We start from the raw sequence: 24,266 nt of genomic DNA on the forward strand, positions 1-24,266 counted from the left end.
GGCGCCTGCGCCGGCACGCCGAGTTCGGCCCACAGGCGTCGACCAGCAGCCCACCCGGCGGGTTCAGCTCGCCTACCCCGCGTCAGTCAGCTCCGCGTCCAGCTCGCGCAGCCGGGCCAGCACCGGCGGGGTCGCCCGTACCTGCGCCAGCGCCCGCCACACCACCAGGTCGTCCTCGCCCCACGGGGTGTGCGCCCAGTCGGCCAGGAGGTCGGGGTCGCGGCGAGCGATGAGCGCCGCCCGCAACTGATCGGCCAGCCTGCGCCGCAGCCGCGCCACGGCAGGTGCCTGCGAAGCGGGCAGGAGCGGACCCGCGTACGCGGCGGCGGCCGCGGCGACCGCCCCCGAACCGAGCCGCCGCTCGACGGCGTCGACGTCCGACTCGACGGGCAGCGCGAGCCGGTATGGGCGTGATCGCAGCAACTCCGGGCCCAGCAGTCGCCGCAGCCGGGCCAGTTCGGCCCGCAGCGTCACCGGCGTCACCGACTCGTCCTCGTACAGCGCGCACAGCATCTCGTCGCCGGTCAGGCCCTCCGGGTGGCGGGCGAGCAGGACGAGGATCTCGCTGTGCCTGCGGCTCAGCCGCACCTTGCGACCGCCGGTCAGGAGCAGCGCCTCATCACGGCCGAGCGCGGTGAGACCCACCGTGTCCCTGGTCTCCACCGGTGGCGACAACAGGGCCAGTTGGGACTCCCCCGCCCGGGCGACCGCCTGCACGAAGGCCAGGCTGTGCGGATGCGCGAGCCCGTCGCCCCCGGTGATGTCCACCGCCCCGAGCAGCCGCCCGGTCCGCGGATCGTGCACCGGCGCCGCCGCGCACGTCCACGGCTGGACGCGCCGGATGAAGTGCTCGGCGGCGAACACCTGTACCGGCCGGTCCAACGCCACCGCCGTGCCCGGAGCATTCGTGCCCATCGCGGACTCCGCCCACCGAGCGCCCGGCACGAAGTTCATCCGTCCCGCCTTCTGCCGGGTCGCGGAGTGGCCCTCGACCCAGAGCAGCCTGCCGTGCGCGTCGCACACCGCGAGGAGATGCTCGCCGTCCATCGCGAACGTGCCCATCAGCTCACGGAACAGCGGCATCACCCCGGCCAGCGGATGCTCGGCCCGATACGAACCGAGGTCCCCGTCGGTGAGTTCCACCGCCGCGCCGGTGTCCTCCGGGCTGACCCTGGCCCTGGCCGAACGGCGCCACGAGTCGGCCACGACGGAACGCACCGGTCGCGTGACCGTCCCCGCCTCGGTGAACCTCTCATGGGCACGCCGCAGCACCCGCACCCGCTCGGCCGGATCGACACCGGCCTCCAGGGCCACCCATGGTTCGGTCAATTCGGCCTCCCGGGACGGCGATGCGGTGCTGCCATCGTCACCCCGTGAGCGTGCCCGGACAAGCGCCCCGACAAGCGCCCGGACACGCGCCACGGGATGAGGAGGCCGATGTCAGGTGGAATTGACCAGGCGGATGTAGCGCGTCCAGTCCCAGTGCGGCCCCGGATCGGTGTGGTCGCTCCCGGGCACTTCGACGTGCCCGATGATGTGCTTGCGGTCCTTGGGGATGCCGTACGTATCGCAGATGGCCGAGGTCAGCAGCGCCGACTGCTCGTACATCGCGTCGGTGAAGTACTCGGGCTGATCCACCCATCCTTCGTGCTCGATTCCGATGCTGCGGGTGTTGTAGTTCCAGTTGCCGGCGTGCCAGCCGACGTTCCGTTCGCGGACGCACTGGGCGATGTGGCCGTCCTGGGAGCGGACCACATAGTGGGCCGACACCTTCTTCGCCGAGTTCTGGAAGATGGCGAGAGTGTCGGCGTAAGTCTCCTGGGTGACGTGGACGATCACGTAGTCGACGGGGTAGGTGCTGGGGCGGTTGGCGGCCGTGTAGTTGGAGGTACTTGCCGGGACCCACTCGGCGAGCGGATAGTCGACCGCCCGAGGCCCGGCCGTGGCCCGGGTGGCGGGGAGGAGCGCGGCAGGGAGGGCGGCGAGGGCCGCTCCCTGCAACAGCCTGCGCCTGCTGGGGAATCGTCTTGCTCGATCCATGGCTGGCCTGCCTCTCGGTGGGGGGAGCAGCTGGAGTTCTCAGTGGGGTAGCACCTTGGCCGTCTCGCGCAGCCGCGCGTGCAGCCCCCGGTGAGTTTCGCGCGCGGGCAGCCACTCCTTGCGGATCTTGGCCACGCACGTGTAGTTGGTGTCGCAGACGTTGGCGAGCGGCGACTCGACGGTCTGCGTCGCGAACTGGTAGGCGTCGAGCTCGCTGAAGCCGTAGTCCCGCACCAGCCACTGCACCAGGTCGAGTTGGGATATTCGGAACGCGTCCTCAAGGGGGCGTGCCGAGCCGGTGGAGATGATGTGGGTGTCGGACTCCAGGCGCGGCCAGGGCGTTGCGATCCCCTTCAGGAGTTCGACGATCACGACTGTGTTCATGGCGCATTCGACGGCGACTCCGCAGGTCTCTCCCTCGCCCTGCCGCGCGTGTCCGTCGCCCAGGCTGAGGAGAGCGCCCTCCACATTCACCCCCAGGTAGCAGGTGACCCCGGCTCGCATCTCGGGGGTGTCCATGTTGCCCCCGTGCGCGTCGGGCACGAGCGCTGAGCGCACCTCCAGATTGGCCGGTGCGACGCCGACCGTGCCGTGCATCGGGTCCATCGGCAGCGCGATCTCGAAGTCGCCGTCATGTGCGCTGAACTGTGCGGTGCGCCGGTCCCGGTCGAGTTGCCATATCCAGACGGTCTCGGGCAGCGGCGGCTGGAGCGATGCGGTGGTGTGGGTGGAGGTGAGCGCCCCGAAGAGAGGGACCGTGGTGGACGCCGCCCAGTCGCGGGCCGGTTCGATCGACACGAAGTGCACGGCGACGGTGTCGCCCGGCTCCGCGCCCTCGACATGGAAGGGACCGGTCTGCGGATTCAGGAACGGGAACTGGCAGACCTCGGACACCAGGTCCTTCTCGGAGCGCACATTCCCCGCGAAGCAGTCCTCCGTGTACAGGTCGAGGACCGTGCCGGGAGCGATCCGTGCCACGGGTGGCGCACCGCCGAACGTCCAGGCGAACTCACCCGGTTCGGGGCGCACGGTCAAGATCCGAGGCTGGTTCATGGCAGGCTGCTCCGCTCCGTCGCTCTGTCTCTTTGTCGCTGTGTGGGGAACTTGGGGAACCTTGTGCGGCCCGCAGACCCCGTGCGCAGCCCAGGATGGATTGCCCCCGACACCTGAATCCCCCGATCCGCGTGGACACGAAACCGCCGCCAGAGCGATGGTGTCCCGCCTCAAATACGTTACGGCGAGGGCTGGTTGAGCCGGAAGGGTGTGAACTGAATCTGTGTACAGCACCGTGAATGTGGATAACGCGGCCACCCTGAAGGGGACCGGGGCCCTTGAGGTGCGCACGCGCATGAACGCCCGCGCATGAGCGATCCGTACGCAGCCGCAGCCGCAGCCGCAGCCGCAGCCGCAGCCGCAGCCGCAGCCGCAGCCGCAGCCGCATTCGCATGTGCAGCCTGAGCAGCCTCAGCCCAACGCAGCCGCCCCCACAGCAGCCTGCTCCTCGGCCCGGGCGCGGGCGGCCGCAGCCTGGCCCGTGTCTCCGAGCCGGTCGGCCAGCCTGGCACGAGCTCGCCAGTTGTACGGGCAGATGGGACGCAGGTTGACGCGTTCGCTGAGCAGGGTGCGCGCCAGATCGTGCCGGCCGGAGCGGATGGCTGCTTCCACCAGCGTGCGCTGGATGGCGTCGCGCTGTGCGTGGCTGCCGCCGAAGGAGTTGAGGTTATAGCGGATCGGGGCGAGCAGCTCGACCACGCGGTCGTACTGCCGCTGCCGATAGGCGATGAGGGCGCGGCACACCGGGATACCGATTTCGCGAGTCATCGCGTGGTTGGACACGGCGGGGTCGGTTCGGACGAGCCATTGCTCGCGGTCCTTCACCAGCCGTTCGGCGTCGGAGAGCCGCCCGGCCCCCGCGAACGCCATCACGGCATGGACGTCGTTGAAGGCGTAATAGGCGCCATCCTCGCGCCCCGCCCATGCCTGGGCGAGCGCCGCCCAGCGTCCCTCGACGTCGATGTCGGTGAGGAGCAGCCGCCACAACAGGGCGGAGGCGTCCAGGAGTTCCATGGCGACTGCCTGCGACGCCTCGTTGTGGAGGGTGTTGTCGTAGACGCCGAGGACGCGCTCGATGCTCCCCGCCTCCAGCGCGTACAGGGCGTAGTGCCATGCGTTGTGCACGGAGAGATAGTTGCCGTCGGCCCAGTCTTCGGTCCGGGCGTCCAGATAGCGGATCCCCTCGCCGAACAGTCCCCGCATCTCGTACGTGTGGACGACCGCATGGATGCCCCACACGTCCCGCGGATGACGTTCGACCGCCCGCAGTCCGATCTCCTCGGCGTGTCCGTAGTGCCCGGCCTCTTCAAGCCCGAAGGCGTACATGCCCAGCAGCGGGCCGAAGTGCGGATCGTCGCCGTCCCACGCGGAGAGCGCGCCGCCGACCCGGTCGCGCAGCCGCTGCGCATCGCCCGTGAAGAAGTCGATCTGGTGGCCGACGGCCAAGGCGAGGGCGTCGCGTGGGAACTCGGTGCTGACCTCGCCGAGGATCGCGCCGGCGCGCAGCATGTCCCCGTCCAGCCATGCCTCGGCAGCCGCCGCGTGCATCCTCTCGCGCGGCGAGAGCCCGGCAAGATCGACCGCGCCCCGGAACGCGCCGAAGGACCGCCGGGCCTTGGCCGCCTCCTTCTCCTCGGTACCGAGGAGCCCGAGATAGGCGCTGAAGACGTGTGCCATCGCGGAATCGGGAGACGCGGCCACCATCGCCTGCGCCTCGTCGGCGACCTCCGCACGGAAGAACAACAGGGCGTCGAGCGCCCGCTCGTAGTGGCGTGCGGCTTCGCCGCTGGTGCCACTCAGGACGTGGGCCTGCCGGTCCATCTCCATCGCTGTCCCCTCGTCCGTCGGCTCTGTCCGCTCTGTCCAGTCTCGCGATTCTGCCCGCGCGACACGAGCGCGACGCTCGGTTCACCGGAACGACATATTGCCGCGATGCGCCCCGGCAGTTCGAGGCCCGGGGATCGTCACGGCGTCCGTGCCCGCGTGTTCCAGCTGACCACGGCGGCCACCAGGACGACCGCAGGTACCCACAGCAGTGCCGTCCGGCTTCCCTGTTCCGCCGCGATGTGGGCGAACACTGCCGCGCCGATCGCACCACCGGCCATGTCCAGGCTGCTCAGCCAGGACATCGTCTCGGTGACGCGCCCCTCGGGGGCGAGGCCGCCGCCGGTCGTGCGCAGCGTCGCAAAGGTGCAGCCGATCACCAGCCCGGCCAGCGGGCAGACCAGGAGCACCGCGAGCGGCGACACTTCCGTGGCCCACGTCAGCGCACCAGTCCCCACAGCGAACACACAGAGCAGCACGGAGATTTTGCGCCCCCGGGGGGACAACAGATTGGGTACGGCACCCAGGGCGAGGCTGCCCAGAACACTGCCGACGGATAGAACCCCCAGGTACAAGCCGGTGAACCCGGCCGCGTGGTACTCCCGTGCGTAGATCGGCAGGACGACATCCACGGCGGTCACCGCCATGACGAAGAGCGCGTCCGCGGCCAGGAGAGACCGCAAGGGAGGGGATGCCAGAGGACCAAGCCGATGTCCGGAGCGAGCGGAACGTGGCGGTGGGCCCGCTGAGTTGACCAGCAGGCCGACCGTCGCAGTAGTGAGGAGGGCAACGACTGCGAACGGGACGACAGGGGAGACCGAAAGGCTCAGCCAACTGGCGAGCACAGGGCCGGTGATCAGCGCGGTGGCCATCATCGACGAGTCGAGAGCCATCGCGGTGGCCAGCATCCGGGTGTCCGTGGAACCGTCCACAGCGTCGTCCGCGGAACTGCCCGTGGAGCGGTGCCAGACCGAGCGCATCATCACGGTGACCGGTGGGGCGCTCGCCCCCATGGCCGAGGCGAGCGTCAGGATCGCGGAGGCAGACCCACCCCCGCGCACCACCAGGACCAGCACAAGAGTGGCCGTCAGATGCACGGCAAGACAGCCCAGCAGGACCGGACCCGGGGAATGGCGGTCGATGAGTCGTCCGCGCAGGGGAGCGGTGACACCTTGGCCGATCGCCAAGCCGCTCACCGCAAGGCCCGCCGTGCCGTAGGAATGGTCCCGGCCGACCAGGAGCAGCAGGCTCAGGCCGGCCATGCTGGGCGGCAGTTTCGAAGCCATGCCGATCGTGGCTAGGCGCCAGAAGCCGGGTACGTCCGCCAGGAGCCGGTAGCTGGAGATGAATCGACGCTGTGCGGCATCGGCTGGTTCGGTGAGGTGGGCGGTGCGGATCGATCTCGGCTGGCTCACTACCGGGGCATTCGGGCGCGCAGGGCTCGTACGGCCCAGTCCAGCACCGGCGCCAGACTCTCCGGCGCCGGCCACCCGTTGATCACCGCGAGCAACGTCAGGTAGCGGTCCCTGCGGGGGTCGTCCATGGTCTCCAGGCGAGTCACCAGGCGTCGGCGGAGGGCGGTGTCATCGGGCAGTCCGAGGATGTGCGCGTAGTGCGCCGAGAGGCTCGCGACGACGGGCTCGGCTGCGGGCGATGCCGGATCGGTGCCTGCGTCCAGGGCCGGGGTGACCTGGGTGCGCACGGCAGCGGCGAGGACGCGTGGCAGGCCTGTGACGTCGTCCGGGGCGCGGTCGGCCGCCAGATCCCTGGCCATGCCCTGCATGGTGGAGCGGAACCCCGAATCCTGAAACAGCTCGGCCAGCTCCACCCATGCCTCGACCTGCGCGGCCTCGGGGGTGTCGGGCAGTTCCGGAGTGAGGGAGCGGGTGACCGCAGCGAAGGCGGGGTGGTCGCGGAGACCATCGAAAACAGTGCCCAGGAAGTCGTCGATCAGACGTCGGCGTTCGTCCTCGGAGAGCTTGGCCAGCTTGTGCATGAGATCCAACTCCTCAGGTGTGGACCCGCGCTTGGCCACCGCTGTCAGAACCGCGCGCCGCAGGCGCAGCACACGGATCTGCACTTCCAGCGCCTCTGCGTGCGCCGCGGCGACCTCGGGCAGCGAGACCTCCCGGTCCACCACCTTCCGGATGGTGGCGAGGTCAAGCCCCAGATCGCGAAGGGTGCGTACGAGATCGAGGCGGGCGACGGCATCGGCGCCGTACAGGCGGTAGCCGGCCGGGCTGCGGTCGGCGGGCGGCACGATCCCCGCGTCGGAGTAGAACCGGACGGTTTTGACCGTCAGTCCGGTCCGCCGCGCCAGATCACCGATCGAGTAGAGCGTGTCGCCGTTCATGCCCCTACCTTCACGTCTCCCCCTACTGGAGACTCAAGCCCCACCACCCACGGGGACGGGTCACAGGACCTATGACGCATCCATGGGCTTCAGCGCAGTGAGCAGATGCCGGATCGCGGGGGACAGCGGCCCTGGCCGCACGGCAAGGCTGACGGCCGATCGCGCGCCGAGGAGCGGCCGGAAGGCGACGCGGCGGGCCGAGGGGAGCCCTCCCACGAGGTCGAAGACCGTCCACGAGTCCGCGCCGCTCACGGAGTCCGCGGCGATCGCCGCCAGAGTCCCCTGCAAGGTGGTGAAGTGCGGGCCGGTCGGCACGTCGACCCCGGAAGTCCGCAGCAACCCCGTCACCAGGTCATGAAAGGCAGGGTTGCGGTCCCGCGGCGCCAACCGCAGCGGCAGGTCGGCGAGATCGGCCGGTTGAAGACGGGGCAGAGCTGCCAGTGGGTGCGTCACGGGCAGCGCGACGATCAGTGGATCGTCCCAGACCCGCACCGCCGCCAGGCCCGGCAGCAGTCCGTCGCCCCGGACGAGCGCGGCATCCAACTCTCCGCTCCGTAGCGCGTCGATACGCCGCTCGCGAGCTTCCTGGACCAATCGGATCCGAAGCCTCGGCACCCGCTCAGCCAGCACGTCGAGAGCCGGATGCACGCGCTCCGCGAACGCCCGGGCGGTGCCCAGCCGCAGCACACCCTCCCCACCGGAGACGATCTCGGCGGCCACATGGCTCACGTGAGCAGCGGCCGCGAGCGCGGCCCGAGCCTCCGGCAGCAGCCGCTCCCCGGCCGCCGTCAGACCCACTCGACGGGTGGTCCGGTCGAAGACGCGTACGCCCAACTCCCGCTCAAGACGGGCGATCTGTTGGCTCACCGAGGCCTGCACGACGTGCAGCCGCCCGGCCGCCCGGCCGAAGCCGCCCTCGTCGACGACTGCCACGAAGTACTCGAGCTGCCGAAGCTCCACAGCCGTCGCCCCTCCCGTGTCCGGTGCCCATGTCCGTTCCACACCTCACGCATTCATCAGCGCAAGTGATCACTGCCTTCATGAACGGCTTCTTGGACGTGCTGTGTTCCCGCGATGGACTGGTCCCTCGCGCACGCCCACCACAGAGCCCGAAGGAGTACGGCATGCCCCGCAACCCGCAAGCCTTGATCGTCCACGAACGAGACGCGGAGGAAGTGCCGCTGCCTGGGGGCGGCCGGTTCCGTTTGCTGGAGGACAGCCGGGCGACCGGCGGACTCCTGGGCGCCAACCGGCTCGTCCTGCCCGCCGGTTCCGACGGCACGCGTCCGCACCACCACCGCCTGTCCACAGAGATCTTCTACGTGCTCGGCGGCACGATGGAGTTCCTTCTCGACGGCACCCTGACGGTGGTGGGCAAGGGCGGTCTGATCGTGGTGCCGCCCGGCACAGTGCACGCCTTCGGAGCGTCGGGCGACGGCTCGGCGGAGTTCTTCGCCGTGCTCACTCCGGGGATCGAACGGTTCGGCTACTTCCGGCAGCTGGGGCGCATTGCGCGGGGTGAGGCGGGGTGGGACAGCATGGACGACCTCCACGACAGGTACGACGTGCATTTCGTCGGGGGACCGCAATGGCGCTGACAGGAAGGCGACCGCAACGCGGCGGCATGCAAGGAGGCGGCTACAACGCGGCGGCGCATAAGGAAGCGGCCCACAAGGAAGCGGCCCACCAGGAGGCGGCCCACAAGAAGTCGGGCCCCAAGGAGGCAGCCGTCAGCTACGTAGCGTGCGCCGGGGACCAGCAGACCCTACGCCGCCGCCCCCGCCGGATCATCGAGTACCGCCCGTACGACCGAGTGCGCCGCCCCCAGCAACGGACCATCGGAGCCCAGCCCGGAGACAGCGACATCGCACGTCGTACTGGCCGTGCGGCGCCCCAACTCGGCCTCCAGCGACGGCAGCAGCCACGGCGCGAGCCGCGACAGGGCTCCGCCGAGCACCACCGAGCGCGGGTCCAGCAGATTCACCGCACCGGTCAGCGCGATGCCCAGTGCGGCCCCGGCGTCGTGCAGCGCCCCTCGTACGTCCTCGTCGCCCTCAGCGGCGCGCTCCGCGAGCAGCCCGACGCGGTCCGTGCCCGGATCAAGGCCCGCCGCGCGCAGCACCGCCTCCTCGCCCGCGTACTGCTCCAGGCAGCCACGGCCGCCGCAGGGGCACGCCGGGCCGTCCGGCCACACCGGCACATGGCCCAACTCCCCGGCGAAGCCACGCGTCCCGCGCAGCAGCCGGCCGTCGACGACCAGCGCGGCGCCGATGCCGATCTCCGCCGAGACGTGGAGGAAGTCCTGCGGCACCGAGTCGCCGAGCCACAGCTCGGCCAGTGCGCCGAAGTTGGCTTCGTTGTCCACTGTCAGTGGCAGGCTGCCCGGCAGCAGTGTGCCGAGGTCGACGTCGTGCCAGCCGAGGTTGGGGGCACGGACCACTGTTCCTGTTCCGCGGGCGACGAGCCCGGGGACGGCGACGGCGAGTCCCGCCGGACGCAGCCCGGCCTGGTGGGCTTCGTTGCTCACCTGCCGTATCAGGGCGATGAGTTCCTTGACGACGGGCTCGGGGGCACGCCCCCGGTTGTCGCCCTGCCGCACGGCACGCGCGCGTACCTCTCCACGCAGGTCGACGGCGCAGACCGAGAGATGATCGACACCCACTTCGGCGCCGATGCCGGCCGGTCCGCTTCCGCTGACCGCCAGTGCGGAACCCGGGCGCCCCACCTTGCCGGGACGCTCGGGGCCCAGCTCGTCCAGGAGCCCGGAGCGGATCAACTCGTCCACCAGGGTGGAGACGGCGGCCCGCGTCAGGCCGATCCGGGTGGCCACGGCGGCACGGGACAGCGGCCCGTGCGCCGCGACGGCGTGCAGGACGCGGGAGAGGTTGCGGCGGCGCATCCCCTGCTGGGTGTCGGGCAGCCGGGCTTCGGACGTGCCCTGGCGCGCGTCGTGCGGTGGTGCGGTCATGCCCCCGTCAGCCCCTGCTCTTGCGTCCTCATGGCCGTGTGTCCTCGTGGCCCGCGCTGCCGAGCAGCGGCGCCGCGTCGGAGACTACCCCGGCGATCCGGGCGAGAGCCGATTCGTCCCGCTCCACAGAGGGCAGCACGGGCCCCTCGGCCGTACCCCAGCGGCGCGCGACAGCTGCCGGGTCCTCGCCCGTGAGGAGGCCCGCGGCCTGTGCGGCGGCGCCGAGCGCGACCAGTTCCCGGGCCTCGGGCACCTGAACGGGGCGTCCGGAAAGGCGCCGCACGGTGTCCTGCCAGGCCGTGCCCCGTGCTCCGCCGCCGATGAGCAGGAGCGGGGCCGAACGGTCCGCGTCCGCGTCCAGGACCAGATCAAGGGCGCCGAGCAGCGAGTGCACGGCCCCGTCGTAGGCCGCCTGTAGGAGCTGCCCCGGAGTCGTGTCGTGCCGCAGCCCGTGCAGCAGTCCCGAGGCGTGTGGCAGGTCGGGGGTGCGCTCGCCGTCCAGATAGGGCAGCAGGGTGACGGCGCCGCCCGCCTCCACCGCCTCACGATCCAGGCTCAGCAGGGCGGCCACCCGGTCCACTGCCAGGGTGCAGTTGAGGGTGCAGGCCAGCGGGAGCCAGTCGCCGCGTGCGTCGGCGAAGCCGGCCACCGTCCCCGTCGGATCCGAGGGGCGCCGCGTGGAGACCGCGTAGACGGTTCCCGACGTTCCCAGGCTCAGCACCGGGGTGCCGGGGCGCAGGCCGAGTCCGAGTGCCGCGGCCGCGTTGTCGCCGGTGCCGGGCGCGACCAGCGTGCCCTTGGAGAAGGGCAGTTCGCCGCTTCCGCGCACAGTGCCCGCGACCTCACCGGGGCGGACCACGCGCGGAAGGAGTTCGGGGTCCAGGCCGATCAAGCCCAGGACCTCTTCGTCGTACGCCTCCGTCCCTGATGCCCACCATCCCGTACCGGAGGCATCGCCCCGGTCGGTCGTGCCGGATCCCGTGAGGCGTTCGGTGAGGTAGTCGTGGGGGAGCCGCACGGCCGCGGTGGCGCGGGCCGCCTCGGGCTCGTGCTCGCTGAGCCAGGCCCACTTGGTCACCGTGAAGGAGGGCCCCGGCACGCTGCCTACGCGCTCGGCCCACGCCTTCGGGCCCCCTAGACGGTCCACCAACGAGCGGGCCTGCGTCGCCGAGCGGACGTCGTTCCACAGCAGCGCGGGCCGTACCGGCCTGGACTGCGCGTCCAACGTGACGAGCCCGTGCTGCTGGCCGCCGACCGACACGGCTGCGGCCTCGCGCGCGGCGCTGCCGCACTGGTCCAGCGCCGCGCACAGGGCGCTCCACCACTCCTCGGGGTCGCTCTCGCGGGCGCTCCCCGAGCTGACGCTGTGCGGGGCCTGACCACTGGCCACCACCCTGCCCGTGGCGGCGTCGACGACCAGAACCTTCGTGGACTGCGTGGAGCTGTCCACGCCGACGACGAGGGGGCCGTCGGCTGCTGGTGCTGAGGACATCGAGGGTCTCCGTTCCCGCGGCTCTTTCCGGGCACGCCCGGACTTCTTTCCGTCCGACCTTCCCAGGGATGCCTCCGGATACTAATTTGTTAAGCGCCATGACGAAATAGTCGCGGCAGCCGTACATCACGGGCACGCAGTCATGCCCGGGTCGGCCACGCAGTCGTGCACCAGTCATCCAGGGAGCCGCACATGACGTACCAGCCCACTCCTGAGGACAAGTTCACCTTCGGCCTGTGGACCGTCGGCTGGCAGGGAAGGGACCCGTTCGGGGACGCGACCAGGGCGGCCATCGACCCGGCCGACTCCGTGCGTCACCTGGCTGAACTGGGTGCCTACGGAGTGACCTTCCACGACGACGACCTGATCCCCTTCGGCGCCACGGACACCGAGCGCGAATCGCACATCAAGCGCTTCCGCCAGGCGCTCGACGCGACGGGCCTCGTCGTCCCGATGGCGACCACGAACCTCTTCACGCACCCCGTCTTCAAGGACGGGGCGTTCACCGCCAACGACCGCGACGTGCGCCGTTACGCGCTGCGCAAGACGATCCGCAACATCGACCTCGCGGTGGAACTGGGCGCCCGTACCTACGTCGCGTGGGGCGGCAGGGAAGGCGCGGAGTCCGGTGCGGCGAAGGACGTACGCGTCGCTCTCGACCGCATGAAGGAAGCCTTCGACCTCCTGGGCGACTACGTGACGGAGCAGGGATACGACCTGCGCTTCGCGATCGAGCCCAAGCCGAACGAGCCGCGCGGCGACATCCTGCTGCCCACCGTCGGGCACGCCCTCGCCTTCATCGAGCGCCTGGAGCGTTCCGAACTCTTCGGCGTCAACCCCGAAGTAGGCCATGAGCAGATGGCCGGCCTCAACTTCCCGCACTCCATCGCCCAGGCCCTGTGGGCGGGCAAGCTCTTCCACATCGACCTCAACGGCCAGACCGGCATCAAGTACGACCAGGACCTGCGCTTCGGGGCGGGCGATCTGCGGAGCGCCTTCTGGCTGGTCGACCTCCTGGAGAGGGGTGGTTACGAAGGACCGCGGCACTTCGACTTCAAGCCTCCGCGTACGGAGGACTACGCGGGTGTGTGGGCCTCGGCGGCCAGCTGCATGCGCAACTACCTGATCCTTCGGGATCGTGCGGCCGCGTTCCGCGCCGACCCGGACGTCCAGGAGGCCCTGCGGGCATCCCGTCTGGACGAGCTGGCCCTGCCGACCGCGGAGGACGGCCTCTCCGGGCTGCTCGCCGACCGCGCGGCCTTCGAGGACTTCGACGTGACGGCCGCCGCGGACCGTGGCATGGCCTTCGAACACCTCGACCAGCTGGCCATGGACCACCTCCTGGGGGCGCGGGGCTGACCGGAGGCTCCACTCCGAAGGCATCAACTTCCGCACAGGGGTCGCATCCTGACCCTTTCGAGGCGACTCTTGACGGTATGGCCATGCCGCCCGTACCGCCGCCTCCCCCTCCGCCGGGCGACACGCCCCCTCCGGGCGATGGTGGCTTCGGCCCGCCCGGAGGAGGGTACGGTCCGCCTCCGGGCGGCGGGTACGGGCCGCCCCCGGACGGCGGGGGGTGGCCTCCTGCGGGTGGCGGTGTGCCCCCTGGCGGTGGCGGGTGGCCGCCTCAGCCGCCGCCGGGTGGGCCCTCCGGGCGGCGCGGCGGCCTGTTCGTCCTGCTCGCCGTGCTCGTCGCGATCGGAGTCGTCGCCGCAGTGGTCCTCGTGGTCAGCAGCGGTGACGGTTCCGGTGACAAGAAGGGCCCCTCGGAGACCAGCGAGAGCTCGGAAGGCAAGCCCACCCCGTCGCTGAGCATCCCCTCGGAGCTTCCGTCCGAGCTTCCGACGGAGCTGCCCTCTGACCTGCCCAGCGGCCTGCCATCGGACTTCCCCAGCGATCTGCCCAGCGACCTGGACTCCCTGGTCCCCTCACGTGTGGACAGTGAAGTGCCCTACTACTTCTTGCAGGTGGGCGTCACCAGACCACTGTCCTGACCGGGGTGTCGAGCGTGGGGCCGACGGGCTCAGATGCCCTTCGGCAGCCGCACGTACGTCACCGTGGTCTCCACGTCGCTGTCCACGAGCCGGCCGTCCTTGTCGAACGCCTCTGCCCCGTCGGTCATCCCGAAGTCGTTGTCGTTGATCAGGGCGAGGGTGCGACTGTTCACGCGAGCCACGCCTTCGATCTTGTCCGGCACTCCGTCGATGGTGTCCAGGTCGACCAGGAGACGCTTCTTGAGAACGGGCACTCCGGAGGCCGCCGGATCGTCGAGCTGCTCCAGGGAGGGCTTGGTGGCGGCGTCGTCCCACCGCTCTCCGAGGATGTCGGAGCGGCGGTCGAGCTTCACCATCTGCAGCCGCGCGGCCTTGTCGGTGCGCTCCTCGACGAGGAGCCGGTCACGGCCGACGGCCACCACGGAGGAGATCTTCAGCTCGGACGTGTCGTCCTCGCCCGGGTCGACGACATCCACCGCGTCGAAGCGGTACGCGTACTCGGCGGTGACCGCCTGCTTCTTCGGTGAGAAACGCAGCAGCCGCGCCGTCCGCGATGCGTCCCCCGCGCCCTCGTCCGGGAGGGACAGCGGGCTCTGGACCGCCATCACCAGGTCGCCGCCCGGCAGTTGGGCGAGCCCTTCGAAGCCGCGGTTGCCCTTGCGGTGCAGCAGGACGCCGGGCAGCGCCTCGACGACCGGGTAGTCGGCGCCCGACAGCTTCAGGCCCTGGGGAACATAGCGCTTGAGTACCTTCCCGCGAGCGGAGACATGCACGAGTGAGGGCCCGTACTCGTCGATCAGCCAGAAGCTGCCGTCGTGCGCCCGCACGATGCCCTCGGTGTCCAGGCCGTTCGGGTCGTACGTCAGCGGGGTCTTCGCGTCGTAGGTGTAGGGCGCCTCGTCGCGCCCCTTCTGGTTGGGCAGTCCGGTGACGGGCTTGCCGGAGGACGTCGTCAGGGGGAGCGCGTCGATGACCTTCACGGTGTCACCGGAGACGCGGACCTTCACGATCGCCGGGTCGAAACCGGGCACGGGGAAAGTGCGCCGCTTCTTGCCGTCCACCTTGATCTGGCCGTTCGGGCCTCGGTCGGTGACCGTCCAGAACTCGCCCTTGCGGCCCGCCGGATAGATGTCGCTGCCGATGCCGCCGAGATCCACACCGCGGTCGTCGTTCACCGTCCCGGGCAGCAGGGAGTTGCTGAACCTGCCCAGAGGGACGTCGCCCAGGGTCGCCGTCGAGGTGATCCGGGGCGCCTTCTCCTTGCCGCCGGTCGGGGCCCCCGTGGCGGTACCGGTCACCGCGATCGCGGTGAGCACGGCGATCGGCACACCCGCTGCGACGGAACGGCGGACGCGACGCTGACGGGCGGCGTGCGGGGACATGAGTGCCTCCTGGGGCGCAAGTGTTCGGTGACAGCGATCAGACTTCGCCGTCGCCACGAACACAGGGAGGCAGAGAGGTGAACGTGAGGGGGCGTGCTGACGGCGCCTCCCGCGAGGGGCAGGAGGCGCCGCCGTCACCCACAGGCCGGTCAGCGGTCGTTGGGCACCTTGCCCTTGTCCTCCCCCTTCGCCTGGATCACGCTGACGTACTCATTCACTCCGGGGCCCTGCGGGAAGGGGGAGGCCAGTCGCGGTCGGTACCCCCTGAACCGGTGTGATCCACAGTCGCGGATGACATGCCCGCGCTCAATCGCTGGTCAGGGGGAGTGCACGTGCCGGTGTTCCCGGCGCGTGCGTGAGCGGCGTGGACACGCCGGTGGCCGCCGTGCGCGTTCCGGCCAGGAGGTGCGCTGCGGTGGCGTGAACGCGTGGGGTGGCGCGCTCCGTAGGGGCGACGATGCGGGCACGCGGGGGTGCGGGCACGCGACGGTGCGGGCACGCGGGGATGCCCGCACCGGATCTGCCTGCCCCTACTCTCCGCTGGTCACCGCGGCCAGTGCCGTCGCGGGGTCGTGGGCCGCGGGGCCCGCCGGGGTCCAGCGGCCGCGCTCCTTGCGGTAGGGCCACCAGCGGCCGTCGGACCCGTGCCGCAGCTGGGCATCGCTCCCGACCACCGTCCAGCGATTGCGGGCGGCCCGAAGCTGTGGCCGCTCGTCGTCGTCCCAAGCCGCGTCCAGCGCCGCACGCGCGCGTGCCAGTGCGTCCGCCTCAGGAGTCCACTCCTCCTCCAGGACGGCCAGCGCGGCAGGACCTCCGAGCTTCCAGGCCCGTACGGCCAGCGCGAGCCCGTCCTTGCCGCGGCCAGCGGCGGTCGCGAGACGTCCGGCCACCGCCGCGGGAGCTATGACGGAGAGGCGCACGGCATCCTCGTCCAGCGTCAGTTCCTGCTCGACCGGCTTCTGCTCGTGCCCGGAGGAAAGCGCCTCGGCCAGCATCCGGTGCGCCTCCACGGCCGCCTGCGCCGCCAGGAACTCCAGCGCTGCCACATCGAGACCGGGCGCCGGCTCCGCCTCCGTGTCGAGTGAGGGCGGCAGGCCCGGCTCTGACGGCAGCGGAGGGAGGTCGGGCAGCGGAGGGAGGATGGCCCCCTCCGCGTGCGCCTCGTCGGCGTCCACGCCCTCCTGGGCCCCCTCCTGCTCCTGCGCCGGCTCCTCCTCGGCCTCCGCCGGTGCCACGCTGCGTACTTGCAGCTCGTCCAGCAGCTCGCGCTCGGCACGGCCCCGCATCAGGAACAGCACGAACGGATCCTGGTCGAGCAGCCGGGCCACCTGATAGCAGAGCGCGGCGGTGTGGCCGCAGTGGTCCCACGCGTCGCAGTCGCACTCCGGCTCCAGGTCACCGATGCCGGGCAGGAGTTCGACCCCCGCTGCCGCCGCGTCCTCCACCAGATGCGGCGGCATCTCGCGGTCGAGCAGCGCCGCGATGTGGCCGGCCCGCTCCACGGCCATGCCCAGGAAGCGGTCCCACTCGTCCTCGCTGAGCTGCTGTAGCAGTACGTCGGAGCGGTGCGGCGTGCCGTCAGGGTCCTGGACGACCGCGGTGATCCGGCCAGGGCGTACCGAGACCGCGCCCACGGCCCCCGCGCGCGCCAGTCTGCGTCCGGCCTTCAGCTGCGCGAGGTCCAGCGCCGTGTCCTCCAGTGCCTTCAGCCAGGCCTGGCCCCACCAGCTCTGCGCGAACCCCCGCCCGTGCGCGGGCGGCAGTGCCGCGAAGGTGCGCTCGTGCTCGTCCGCGCCCTCCCCGTGACGGCCGTCCCCGTGTGTGTCGCCATTCGACTCGTTGTACATGTCGCTCATCGCGTCCCCCCTCGCAGCTCCACCAGATCCGACAGCTCGGCGTCGGTGAGTTCCGTCAGCGCCGCCTCGCCCGAACCGAGGACCGAGTCCGCCAACTCCCGCTTGCGCAGCAGCATGTCGGCGATGCGGTCCTCGATCGTCCCCTCCGCGATCAGCCGGTGCACCTGGACCGGCTGTGTCTGCCCGATGCGGTACGCCCGGTCGGTGGCCTGTGCCTCGACGGCGGGGTTCCACCAGCGGTCGTAGTGCACGACGTGCTCGGCCCGCGTCAGATTCAGTCCCGTGCCCGCGGCCTTCAACGACAGCAAGAAGACCGGGACTTCACCGTCCTGGAATCGCTCCACCATCGCCTCGCGCGCCGCGATGGGCGTACCGCCGTGCAGGAACTGGGACGGGGTGCCGCGGGCTGCCAGGTGCTGCTCGATGAGGCGCGCCATCTGCACGTACTGCGTGAAGATGAGCACGCTCGCGTCCTCGGAAAGGATCGTGTCGAGCAGCTCGTCGAGGAGTTCCAGCTTCCCGGAACGGCCCTCGATCCGCGGCTCGTCCTCCTTGAGGTACTGCGCGGGATGGTTGCAGATCTGCTTGAGACCGGTGAGCAGCTTGACGATCAGACCGCGGCGGGAGAAGCCGTCGGCGCCGGCGATCTCCGCGAGCGTCTCGCGCACCACGGCTTCGTAGAGGCCCGTCTGCTCCGTGGTGAGCGACACGGCCCGGTCGGTCTCCGTCTTGGGCGGCAGCTCGGGCGCGATGCCCGGATCGGACTTGCGCCTGCGCAGCAGGAAGGGTCGCACGAGCTGGCCGAGTCGCTCGGCCGCTGCCGGGTCCTTGCCGCTCTCGACGGCCTGGGCGTAGCGGGTGCGGAAAGTGCCGAGCTTGCCGAGCAGGCCCGGTGTCGTCCAGTCGAGAATGGCCCACAGCTCGGAGAGATTGTTCTCCACGGGGGTGCCGGTGAGAGCCACGCGCGCGCGTGCCCCGATGGTGCGCAGCTGCTTGGCGGTGGCCGAGTAGGGGTTCTTGACGTGCTGGGCCTCGTCGGCGACGACCATCCCCCACGGCGTGTGGGCCAGGCTCTCCGCGTCGAGTCGCATCGTGCCGTACGTGGTGAGCACGAACTCCCCGTCGGCGAGGCCTTCCAGGCTGCGCCGGGCACCGTGGAAGCGGCGTACGGGCGTGCCGGGGGCGAACTTCTCGATCTCGCGCTGCCAGTTGCCCATGAGGGACGTGGGGCAGACGACCAGGGTGGGGCCCGCGGATTCGCGGTCCGACTGCCGGTGCAGATGCAGGGAGATGAGCGTGATCGTCTTGCCGAGACCCATGTCGTCCGCGAGGCAGCCGCCCAGGCCCAGGGAGGTCATCCGGGCCAGCCAGTTCAGGCCGCGCAGCTGGTAGTCGCGCAGGTTCGCGGCGAGAGCTTCGGGCTGTCCGACGGGCTCCATGCCCTCGGGGTCCGCGAGGCGCTCGCGGAGGGTGGCGAGCCAGCCCGTGGGCTCGACGTCCACGCGGCGCCCCGCCACTTCCGTGGTGCCCGTCAGGACGGCGCTCAGGGCATCGATCGGCGTGACCTTGTGGTCCTGGTGCGCGCGAGCGCGCCGGGCCTCTTCGGGGTCGATGAGAACCCACTGGTCGCGCAGGCGCACCACGGGGCGGTTGGCTTCGGCCAGACGGTCGAGTTCCTCGCGGGACAGCTGCTGATCACCCAGCGCGAACCGCCAGTTGAAGGTGAGCAGCGCGTCGGCGGAGAGGTAGGACGGCGTGTCCGACGACGGCTTGTCCGGGTCCTTGGCCTCGTCGTCGGGCGGGCCGATGACCGCGCGGGCGGTCAGGTTCCGTGCCAGCTCCCTGGGCCAGTGCACATCGACACCCGCGGTGGCGAGCATCCGGGCCCCCTCGCCCAGGAGCGAGGTGACCTCTTCGTCGGCGAGCTCGATCGCATCGGGCACGGTGGCCGAGAGCAACGGGGCGAGCGGCGGCCACACGCGCGTGGCGCGACGCAGCGCGAGCAGGGCATCCATCCGGGACCGAGGCCCGAAGGCCTGCCCCGATGCGCCGGAACCGGCCCACACCTCGGCCGCGTCGGCGACGAGCGAGGGGTCGCTGACGCTGTGCATCTGCAGCACGGCGCGGAACGGCAGTCGGGTCCCCTCGGAGGTGTCCGACACCAGGCCGGGCACCTCGACGCGCAGCGAGATGCGTACGCCGGCGTCGTGTCCTGCGGCGACATCGGTGGCCCAGGGACGCTGATCGGGGATGTGCTGGGGCTGCGGGGAGGCGAAGGCGGGGGCTCCCGCGGCCAGCGTCGCGGCGGGGGAGCGCGGCAGCGCGTCGGCCACCGCGTCCAGGAACTGGCGCAGCAGCCGCTCGGGTTCGGGCAGCCGAGGCGGTTCGGTGTCCGCCAGCGGGAGGGCGTGCGCGGCAGGGGGCATCGCGGCGGCGAGGTCGCGCAGGCGTCGCAGGTCGTCGGCGCCCAGCGGACCCGAACGCCATGCGTCGTGATCACTCGGCGTCAGTCCGGGCAGCAGCAGGCCGCGTGCGGCGAGTTGCAGCGCGAGCACCCCCGCAGCTCCCCAGAACGCGGCCGTCGGATGACTTCCCGACGCGGCACGCGCGCGTGTCAGGACCGGCAGCGCGACCCGCACCGGGAGCATTACGGCCGACACGTCGTTGAGCTGTACTCCGTCGTCGCCGGGCACGGCGACGGTCAGCTCCTCGACGGTGCCCGCGGAGCAGGCGGGCGGTGCGTCCCCGTCGGGGCGCCAGAAGGCGACCCGGCCCATGCGTGCCGGGTCGGCGGATACGAACAGCACAGAGCAGCGGGACAGTTCGGAGAGCTCGGAAGGTGACGCGGCAAGGGGCCTCAGCACGGCGATGGCGCATTCCTCAAACTTGACTACTAGGGGCGGAGTCGCCGAGGGTACAGCACGCTCGGGGCAAGGTGTGAGTGATCAAGGAGTGATCCCGGTCACGCCCCTCCCGTGGTGTACTTAGCCCCCCTTCCAGACGGTGCTGACCCCCTTACAAGACGGGTGAAGGCGCCATGGTTGCCCCAGGTCACCGGCTCATACGTTGATTGGCGTCAGCCCGATCCAGTCAGAGACCGGAGACCTCACCATGTCCCAGGCCGCCGCCGTTGTCGCGGAGCGTTCCCCAGTCACCACCAAAAGACAGCCCGCCGGGAGCGACTTCGCGCCTCTCCTGCGCACCGTCAAGGAACAGGGGCTGCTGGGCCGCCGCACCGGCTGGTACGCCCGCACCATCGTGGTCAACACGGTGGCGCTGGCCGCCGTGGCGACGGGCATGTTCCTCATCGGAGGCTCCTGGTGGGTGCTGCTCCTCGCGCCCGTCCTGTCCGTGCTGTGCGCCCGGACGGCGTTCATAGGCCATGACGCGGGGCACTCCCAGATCACCGGCGACCGCCGGGTGAGCAATGCCATCGGCCTCATCCACGGCAACCTCCTCCTCGGCATGAGCTCGGCCTGGTGGAACGACAAGCACAACCGGCACCACGCCAACCCCAATCACCTGGAGAAGGACCCCGACGTCGCCGCGGACGTCCTTGTGTGGACCAGCAAGCAGGCCAAGGTCCGTGTGGGCTTCCGGCGCTGGATCACCCGCAACCAGGCCTGGCTGTTCTTCCCGCTGACGCTGCTCCAGGGCATCGCCATGAAGATCTACGGCTTCCAGGATCTGCGCCGCCAGGCCCCGCGCGAACGCGTCTTGGAGGGCCTCCTGCTGGTGGCCCACCTCGTCGGTTACGTGACACTCCTGCTCGTCACCATGCCGGTGGGCCACGCCCTCGCCTTCGCGGCCATCCACCAGGCGCTCTTCGGCCTGCATCTCGGACTGGCCTTCGCGCCCAACCACAAGGGCATGGAGATGACCGACTCCGACGGAGAGCGCTGGGGTCACCTCAGCCGCCAGGTCCTCACCTCGCGCAACATCCGTGGCAGCGCGCTGACCGACTGGTTCCTGGGCGGACTGAACTACCAGATCGAGCACCACCTGTTCCCGAGCCTGCCTCGTCCCAGCCTGCGCCGCGTTCAGCCTCTGGTCCGCGCCCACTGCGCCGAACTGGGCATGCCGTACACAGAGGCCGGGTTCATCGACTCCTACCGGCAGGTACTGCGCCACATGTACGAGGTCGGCGAGCCGCTCAGGGTCGAGTAGTCGCTGACCCGCGGCGCTCCTCAGGGTTGCGTCAGGGTCGCTCCTCAGGGATCTATCAGGGGAGCAGACTGGAACCGTGGGCGGCCTGATGCCGTTTCTCAAGACAGAGAGCGGCAACAGCCGCGAAGGAGGCGTCGCACATGTCGAAGAACGCGAAGATCGCCGCAGGAGGTGTGGCGGTCGGCATCATCCTGTTGTTCTGGCTGCCCTGGTGGGCCGCCCTCCTGATCGTGCTGGGTGTCCCGGCGGCGGCCTATCTGACCCTCGACCCCGGGCAGCGGCGCAGGCTGCGCCGCGTCTCACGCAAGGAGCTGGGCCACTGACCCCGCCGCCGGAGTGACGGCGCTCGCCCTCGTGCGCCCCGCGCGTCAGGCGGGGCGCACGGCCATCTTGTCGAGCGCGTCGAGAAGCGAGGGGAGTTCGGGCCCGCGGCCCACCGGCAGCACTTCTCCAGGCTCTTCGTCGAGGAGCACGAACGCGATGTCGTCGGTCCTGGCGACCATGGACCAGCCAGGACCGTCGGCACGCAGGGTGCGGGCCTCTCCGGAGGCGAACGACGACCGCACGCGACCCAGGGGCGGCGGAGTGTCCACGTACGCCCGTGCTTCCGCCAGGACGCGTCGTACGCCGGTGAGATGGCCCTGATCGGCGTCGGCATCGGTCTCGGGGGCGTCGCTGTTCCGCGGGTCGGGGTCCTTGTCCCCCTGATCCGCGACGGCCTCGGCTCCGTCGGTCAAGAAGTCGGCGTCGTCGATCCGATCCCGCCAGGCCGCCCACTGGAGCGCGATCTCGTCGGCGCCGAGCCGTCGCTGAGCGGGACCCCAGGTGTCGGACTGAGGGGGCGAGAGCGGCTTCTCGTCCGCCTCCTCGGGCTCGGGATCGTGCGGCGCGGGCACGTTGGGTGCCGCCACGGCGACCGCGAGCGGCCAGCCGGGCAGCGCGGCGACCACCGTGCGCTCGTCGGGCGACAGGTCGTACTCCATGCCGCAGTCCCAGGAGGCGATCGCGACGGCCACAAGGGAGACGTCGTCGATGACGACGGTCCACCGGGCACCCGCACCGTCCTGACCGAGCACCAGACCGTACCCGTCGGCGAGCGGCGCGAGCCCCAGAGCCGCGCACGCCTCCGGATAGTCGTCACCGAGCACACTCGGGAACTTCGCGGGTGTCAGCAGCACCGCGGTCAGCACGTACAGCGCGTCGTCATCGGCGGCGACAGCGTCGTCCGTTCCGGCCATGCCAGCCTCCCCATCGCTTCATCCGTCGGCGCACCCTAACCACAGGTCCGCTTGATCGTCGAGGGGCGCGTGACCGGGACGTCAGGCGGCGGGCAGGCCGAGGAGCGTTCGTGCCACGTCCGTCGGCGACTCGTCGCGCTCCCGGGCGAGGGCGATGACCGCTCGACAGGCGAGCTCGCTGACGCCAAAAGACAGAGCCTCCGGTGACACCCAGCCCGTGGCCTCGTCCATGCGGTCCTGGTCGTCCTCGGCGCTCGCCGCCACGTAGACGGCGGCCGCCTCGAAGAGGTTGTGCGGGCGCTTCTCCTTGCTGCGAACAGCTTCGTCCGTGCGCCACAGCTTGCGGATCTTGTCGAACATGTGGGCCACCTTCCCCCTGTGGTTGCCGCTGATGATCACTCATCTGTTGTACCCCAACGTAGAGTTGGAGCTCCAACGACAGAAGGGGGTCCGTGCGGTGAAGCGCTATGACCGGCTCAAGGAGATTCGGCGTCTGGACCCGGAGAAGGACGCCCTGGCGATCTACCGGCTCACCGCGACGTACGAATTCCCCTGGGACTACACCCGCGCTCTTGAGCTGGCGCTCTACCGCACGTACGCCGTGCCCAGCATCGGCAGGCTCCTCGCCGAGACGGCGGAACTGACGGATCGTACGCAAAAGCGGTACGACGACACGGCCCTGCTGCTCGACACCGTCGTAGAGCACGGCTTCGGCACGGACGAGGGCCGCACCGCCATCCGCCGCATCAACCAGATGCACCGCAGCTACGACATCAGCAACGAAGACATGCGCTACGTCCTGTGCACGTTCGTCGTCATGCCCAAGCGCTGGATCGACGCCTACGGATGGCGCACGTTGTCACGCCATGAGACGACCGCTGCCGCCGTCTACTACCGCACCTTGGGGCGGCACATGGGGATCCAGGACATCCCGGACACCTACGAAGCCTTCGAGAAGTGTCTCGATGCCTACGAAGAGGCCCACTTCGCTTGGGACGAGGGGGCGCGCAAGGTCTCCGACGCGACCCTCGATCTCATGGCCTCCTGGTATCCCGGCCCGCTGGCGCCCCTGTTGCGCGCCTCGACTCTCGCCCTGCTCGACGAGCCCCTCCTGCGCGCCTTCCGCTACGAACCGCCGGGCGCCGTCACCCGCACGCTGGTCAGGCGCGCTGTGCGGTTGCGCGGCCGGGCCGTGCGCCTGATGCCGCCTCGTACCGCACCGCACTACGCCCGGCAGAACTGGGAGATCAAGGGCTACCCGAAGGGGTACCGCGTCGGTGAGCTCGGCACGTTCCCGGTGCCCGGCGTCCGGGGCTGCCCGGTGGCGCACACGGACGAAGCGGCCCCCTCCTCAGCGGAGTGAGCTCAACGTCGTCCGCAGCCAGGCGAGTTCGGCACGGCTCGTCGCACGCGCGACGGTGAGGATGCCGCGTCGGAACGGGTCGTCCAGTTCCTCGGCGCGCAGTGGACGCTCGCCGTCGTAGAAGAAGCTGGCCGGCTCCTCCAGAAAGGCCAGGCGGCGCTCGAGGACCGCGGCCTGGGCCGCCTTGTCGTCTACGTGGCGCAGAAAGGCGAGGACCGTGAACCAGCGGTTCTCGTCGGTGATGTCGGCCCGCTGCGGCTCCGTGAGCCTGCGGCGCAGCTCGCTCCTGCCCGCCGCGGTGAGGTTCAGGACGTGACGCGGGGCCGCCACGGAGCCCGGCTGCGTCTCGCGGGCCAGCAGGCCGGCCTTCTCCAGCCGTTTGATGGCGGGGTACAGCGTGCTCTCCGCGACCGGTCGTACGTGCCCGGTCAGCGCGGTGATGCGCTTGCGCAGCTCATAGCCGTGCAGGGGCGTGTCGTAGAGGAATCCGAGGATGGTCAGTTCGAGCATGGAGGGCATTCTGTCGCACCAGCGGT

Annotated in this window: 21 protein-coding genes; 6 read left to right on the forward strand and 15 right to left on the reverse strand. The window is 70.8% G+C overall.

What is annotated here, in order from left to right; translation table 11 throughout:
* Nucleotides 1–72: 72 nt before the first annotated feature.
* From ACZ6ZP_RS15165 to ACZ6ZP_RS15195, 7 genes are all read right to left on the reverse strand, one after another.
* Entirely contained in the window at nucleotides 73–1,329 is a 1,257-nt protein-coding gene (locus ACZ6ZP_RS15165) for a GAF domain-containing protein (RefSeq protein WP_361464969.1), read from the reverse strand.
* Between the two features lie 111 nt (nucleotides 1,330–1,440).
* Entirely contained in the window at nucleotides 1,441–2,040 is a 600-nt protein-coding gene (locus ACZ6ZP_RS15170) for an N-acetylmuramoyl-L-alanine amidase (protein ID WP_351156398.1), read from the reverse strand.
* A gap of 39 nt (nucleotides 2,041–2,079) precedes the next feature.
* Complete coding sequence (locus tag ACZ6ZP_RS15175) at nucleotides 2,080–3,093, reverse strand: acetamidase/formamidase family protein (RefSeq protein ID WP_468616849.1); 1,014 nt, start codon at nucleotides 3,091–3,093, stop codon at nucleotides 2,080–2,082.
* A gap of 411 nt (nucleotides 3,094–3,504) precedes the next feature.
* The gene (locus tag ACZ6ZP_RS15180) at nucleotides 3,505–4,920 is read right to left on the reverse strand and encodes a tetratricopeptide repeat protein (RefSeq protein WP_469407027.1); all 1,416 of its coding nucleotides are present in this window, start codon (nucleotides 4,918–4,920) and stop codon (nucleotides 3,505–3,507) included.
* A 137-nt stretch (nucleotides 4,921–5,057) separates the two neighbouring features.
* Nucleotides 5,058–6,332, reverse strand: coding sequence for an MFS transporter (locus ACZ6ZP_RS15185; RefSeq protein WP_469407029.1), 1,275 nt, complete (start codon nucleotides 6,330–6,332; stop codon nucleotides 5,058–5,060).
* Nucleotides 6,332–7,270, reverse strand: coding sequence for a MerR family transcriptional regulator (locus ACZ6ZP_RS15190; RefSeq protein ID WP_469407031.1), 939 nt, complete (start codon nucleotides 7,268–7,270; stop codon nucleotides 6,332–6,334). Before ACZ6ZP_RS15190 ends, ACZ6ZP_RS15185 begins: the two co-directional genes overlap by 1 nt.
* 69 nt (nucleotides 7,271–7,339) lie before the next feature.
* A complete protein-coding gene (locus ACZ6ZP_RS15195; RefSeq protein ID WP_469407032.1) occupies nucleotides 7,340–8,230 on the reverse strand; it encodes a LysR family transcriptional regulator in 891 nt (296 codons plus the stop codon).
* Between the two features lie 164 nt (nucleotides 8,231–8,394).
* Between ACZ6ZP_RS15195 and ACZ6ZP_RS15200 the strand changes: the two genes are divergently transcribed.
* A complete protein-coding gene (locus ACZ6ZP_RS15200; RefSeq protein WP_469407033.1) occupies nucleotides 8,395–8,868 on the forward strand; it encodes a cupin domain-containing protein in 474 nt (157 codons plus the stop codon).
* A 167-nt stretch (nucleotides 8,869–9,035) separates the two neighbouring features.
* Here ACZ6ZP_RS15200 and ACZ6ZP_RS15205 read toward each other — a convergent pair whose 3' ends face one another.
* Nucleotides 9,036–10,238, reverse strand: a complete 1,203-nt coding sequence (locus tag ACZ6ZP_RS15205; protein ID WP_399972306.1) for an ROK family protein — start codon at nucleotides 10,236–10,238, stop codon at nucleotides 9,036–9,038.
* A 28-nt stretch (nucleotides 10,239–10,266) separates the two neighbouring features.
* A complete protein-coding gene (xylB, locus tag ACZ6ZP_RS15210) occupies nucleotides 10,267–11,730 on the reverse strand; it encodes a xylulokinase (protein WP_469407034.1) in 1,464 nt (487 codons plus the stop codon).
* A 192-nt stretch (nucleotides 11,731–11,922) separates the two neighbouring features.
* Between xylB and xylA the strand changes: the two genes are divergently transcribed.
* Together xylA and ACZ6ZP_RS15220 are read left to right on the forward strand one after the other, a co-directional pair.
* Entirely contained in the window at nucleotides 11,923–13,089 is a 1,167-nt protein-coding gene (gene xylA, locus ACZ6ZP_RS15215; protein WP_469407035.1) for a xylose isomerase, read from the forward strand.
* 239 nt (nucleotides 13,090–13,328) lie between these two features.
* On the forward strand, nucleotides 13,329–13,724 hold the full coding sequence (locus tag ACZ6ZP_RS15220) for a hypothetical protein (RefSeq protein WP_469407037.1): 396 nt from the start codon (nucleotides 13,329–13,331) through the stop codon (nucleotides 13,722–13,724).
* 29 nt (nucleotides 13,725–13,753) lie between these two features.
* Here ACZ6ZP_RS15220 and ACZ6ZP_RS15225 read toward each other — a convergent pair whose 3' ends face one another.
* From ACZ6ZP_RS15225 to ACZ6ZP_RS15235, 3 genes are all read right to left on the reverse strand, one after another.
* Nucleotides 13,754–15,106, reverse strand: a complete 1,353-nt coding sequence (locus ACZ6ZP_RS15225; protein WP_469407038.1) for an esterase-like activity of phytase family protein — start codon at nucleotides 15,104–15,106, stop codon at nucleotides 13,754–13,756.
* 530 nt (nucleotides 15,107–15,636) lie between these two features.
* Entirely contained in the window at nucleotides 15,637–16,962 is a 1,326-nt protein-coding gene (locus tag ACZ6ZP_RS15230; RefSeq protein WP_469407040.1) for an SWIM zinc finger family protein, read from the reverse strand.
* Nucleotides 16,959–19,766: a DEAD/DEAH box helicase gene (locus ACZ6ZP_RS15235; protein WP_469407267.1), complete on the reverse strand. Its 2,808-nt coding sequence runs from the start codon at nucleotides 19,764–19,766 to the stop codon at nucleotides 16,959–16,961. The genes ACZ6ZP_RS15230 and ACZ6ZP_RS15235 overlap by 4 nt, the downstream gene beginning before the upstream one ends.
* A 307-nt stretch (nucleotides 19,767–20,073) precedes the next feature.
* Here ACZ6ZP_RS15235 and ACZ6ZP_RS15240 point away from each other — a divergent pair, with 307 nt between their 5' ends.
* Nucleotides 20,074–21,129, forward strand: coding sequence for a fatty acid desaturase family protein (locus ACZ6ZP_RS15240; protein ID WP_361464930.1), 1,056 nt, complete (start codon nucleotides 20,074–20,076; stop codon nucleotides 21,127–21,129).
* 140 nt (nucleotides 21,130–21,269) lie between these two features.
* Nucleotides 21,270–21,452: a hypothetical protein gene (locus ACZ6ZP_RS15245; RefSeq protein WP_361464928.1), complete on the forward strand. Its 183-nt coding sequence runs from the start codon at nucleotides 21,270–21,272 to the stop codon at nucleotides 21,450–21,452.
* Between the two features lie 45 nt (nucleotides 21,453–21,497).
* Here the strand turns inward: ACZ6ZP_RS15245 and ACZ6ZP_RS15250 are convergent, their stop codons facing one another.
* Together ACZ6ZP_RS15250 and ACZ6ZP_RS15255 are read right to left on the reverse strand one after the other, a co-directional pair.
* Nucleotides 21,498–22,367: a hypothetical protein gene (locus tag ACZ6ZP_RS15250; RefSeq protein ID WP_351156360.1), complete on the reverse strand. Its 870-nt coding sequence runs from the start codon at nucleotides 22,365–22,367 to the stop codon at nucleotides 21,498–21,500.
* A gap of 81 nt (nucleotides 22,368–22,448) precedes the next feature.
* Nucleotides 22,449–22,727 (reverse strand): hypothetical protein, encoded by a 279-nt coding sequence (locus tag ACZ6ZP_RS15255; RefSeq protein WP_361464923.1) that lies wholly within the window; start codon nucleotides 22,725–22,727, stop codon nucleotides 22,449–22,451.
* Nucleotides 22,728–22,824: 97 nt separating this feature from the next.
* On the opposite strand from ACZ6ZP_RS15255, the gene ACZ6ZP_RS15260 reads away from it, so the two are divergent.
* Nucleotides 22,825–23,730, forward strand: a complete 906-nt coding sequence (locus ACZ6ZP_RS15260) for an oxygenase MpaB family protein (protein WP_383824033.1) — start codon at nucleotides 22,825–22,827, stop codon at nucleotides 23,728–23,730.
* Here ACZ6ZP_RS15260 and ACZ6ZP_RS15265 read toward each other — a convergent pair.
* Nucleotides 23,719–24,240, reverse strand: coding sequence for a PadR family transcriptional regulator (locus ACZ6ZP_RS15265; protein WP_366462594.1), 522 nt, complete (start codon nucleotides 24,238–24,240; stop codon nucleotides 23,719–23,721). The two genes, ACZ6ZP_RS15260 and ACZ6ZP_RS15265, sit on opposite strands and share 12 nt — an antisense overlap.
* Nucleotides 24,241–24,266: the final 26 nt, after the last annotated feature.

This window comes from Streptomyces sp. NPDC054047 (genome assembly GCF_055585065.1).

What these genes read in the sequence shown, in the direction of transcription:
- ACZ6ZP_RS15200 (WP_469407033.1), top strand. Translation starts at nt 8,395, where the DNA reads ATGCCCCGCAACCCGCAAGCCTTGATCGTCCACGAACGAGACGCGGAG.
- ACZ6ZP_RS15230 (WP_469407040.1), bottom strand. Translation starts at nt 16,962, where the DNA reads ATGAGCGACATGTACAACGAGTCGAATGGCGACACACACGGGGACGGC.
- ACZ6ZP_RS15250 (WP_351156360.1), bottom strand. Translation starts at nt 22,367, where the DNA reads ATGGCCGGAACGGACGACGCTGTCGCCGCCGATGACGACGCGCTGTAC.
- ACZ6ZP_RS15190 (WP_469407031.1), bottom strand. Translation starts at nt 7,270, where the DNA reads ATGAACGGCGACACGCTCTACTCGATCGGTGATCTGGCGCGGCGGACC.
- ACZ6ZP_RS15255 (WP_361464923.1), bottom strand. Translation starts at nt 22,727, where the DNA reads ATGTTCGACAAGATCCGCAAGCTGTGGCGCACGGACGAAGCTGTTCGC.
- ACZ6ZP_RS15175 (WP_468616849.1), bottom strand. Translation starts at nt 3,093, where the DNA reads ATGAACCAGCCTCGGATCTTGACCGTGCGCCCCGAACCGGGTGAGTTC.
- xylB (WP_469407034.1), bottom strand. Translation starts at nt 11,730, where the DNA reads ATGTCCTCAGCACCAGCAGCCGACGGCCCCCTCGTCGTCGGCGTGGAC.
- ACZ6ZP_RS15170 (WP_351156398.1), bottom strand. Translation starts at nt 2,040, where the DNA reads ATGGATCGAGCAAGACGATTCCCCAGCAGGCGCAGGCTGTTGCAGGGA.
- ACZ6ZP_RS15205 (WP_399972306.1), bottom strand. Translation starts at nt 10,238, where the DNA reads ATGACCGCACCACCGCACGACGCGCGCCAGGGCACGTCCGAAGCCCGG.
- xylA (WP_469407035.1), top strand. Translation starts at nt 11,923, where the DNA reads ATGACGTACCAGCCCACTCCTGAGGACAAGTTCACCTTCGGCCTGTGG.
- ACZ6ZP_RS15180 (WP_469407027.1), bottom strand. Translation starts at nt 4,920, where the DNA reads ATGGAGATGGACCGGCAGGCCCACGTCCTGAGTGGCACCAGCGGCGAA.
- ACZ6ZP_RS15240 (WP_361464930.1), top strand. Translation starts at nt 20,074, where the DNA reads ATGTCCCAGGCCGCCGCCGTTGTCGCGGAGCGTTCCCCAGTCACCACC.
- ACZ6ZP_RS15225 (WP_469407038.1), bottom strand. Translation starts at nt 15,106, where the DNA reads ATGTCCCCGCACGCCGCCCGTCAGCGTCGCGTCCGCCGTTCCGTCGCA.
- ACZ6ZP_RS15245 (WP_361464928.1), top strand. Translation starts at nt 21,270, where the DNA reads ATGTCGAAGAACGCGAAGATCGCCGCAGGAGGTGTGGCGGTCGGCATC.
- ACZ6ZP_RS15265 (WP_366462594.1), bottom strand. Translation starts at nt 24,240, where the DNA reads ATGCTCGAACTGACCATCCTCGGATTCCTCTACGACACGCCCCTGCAC.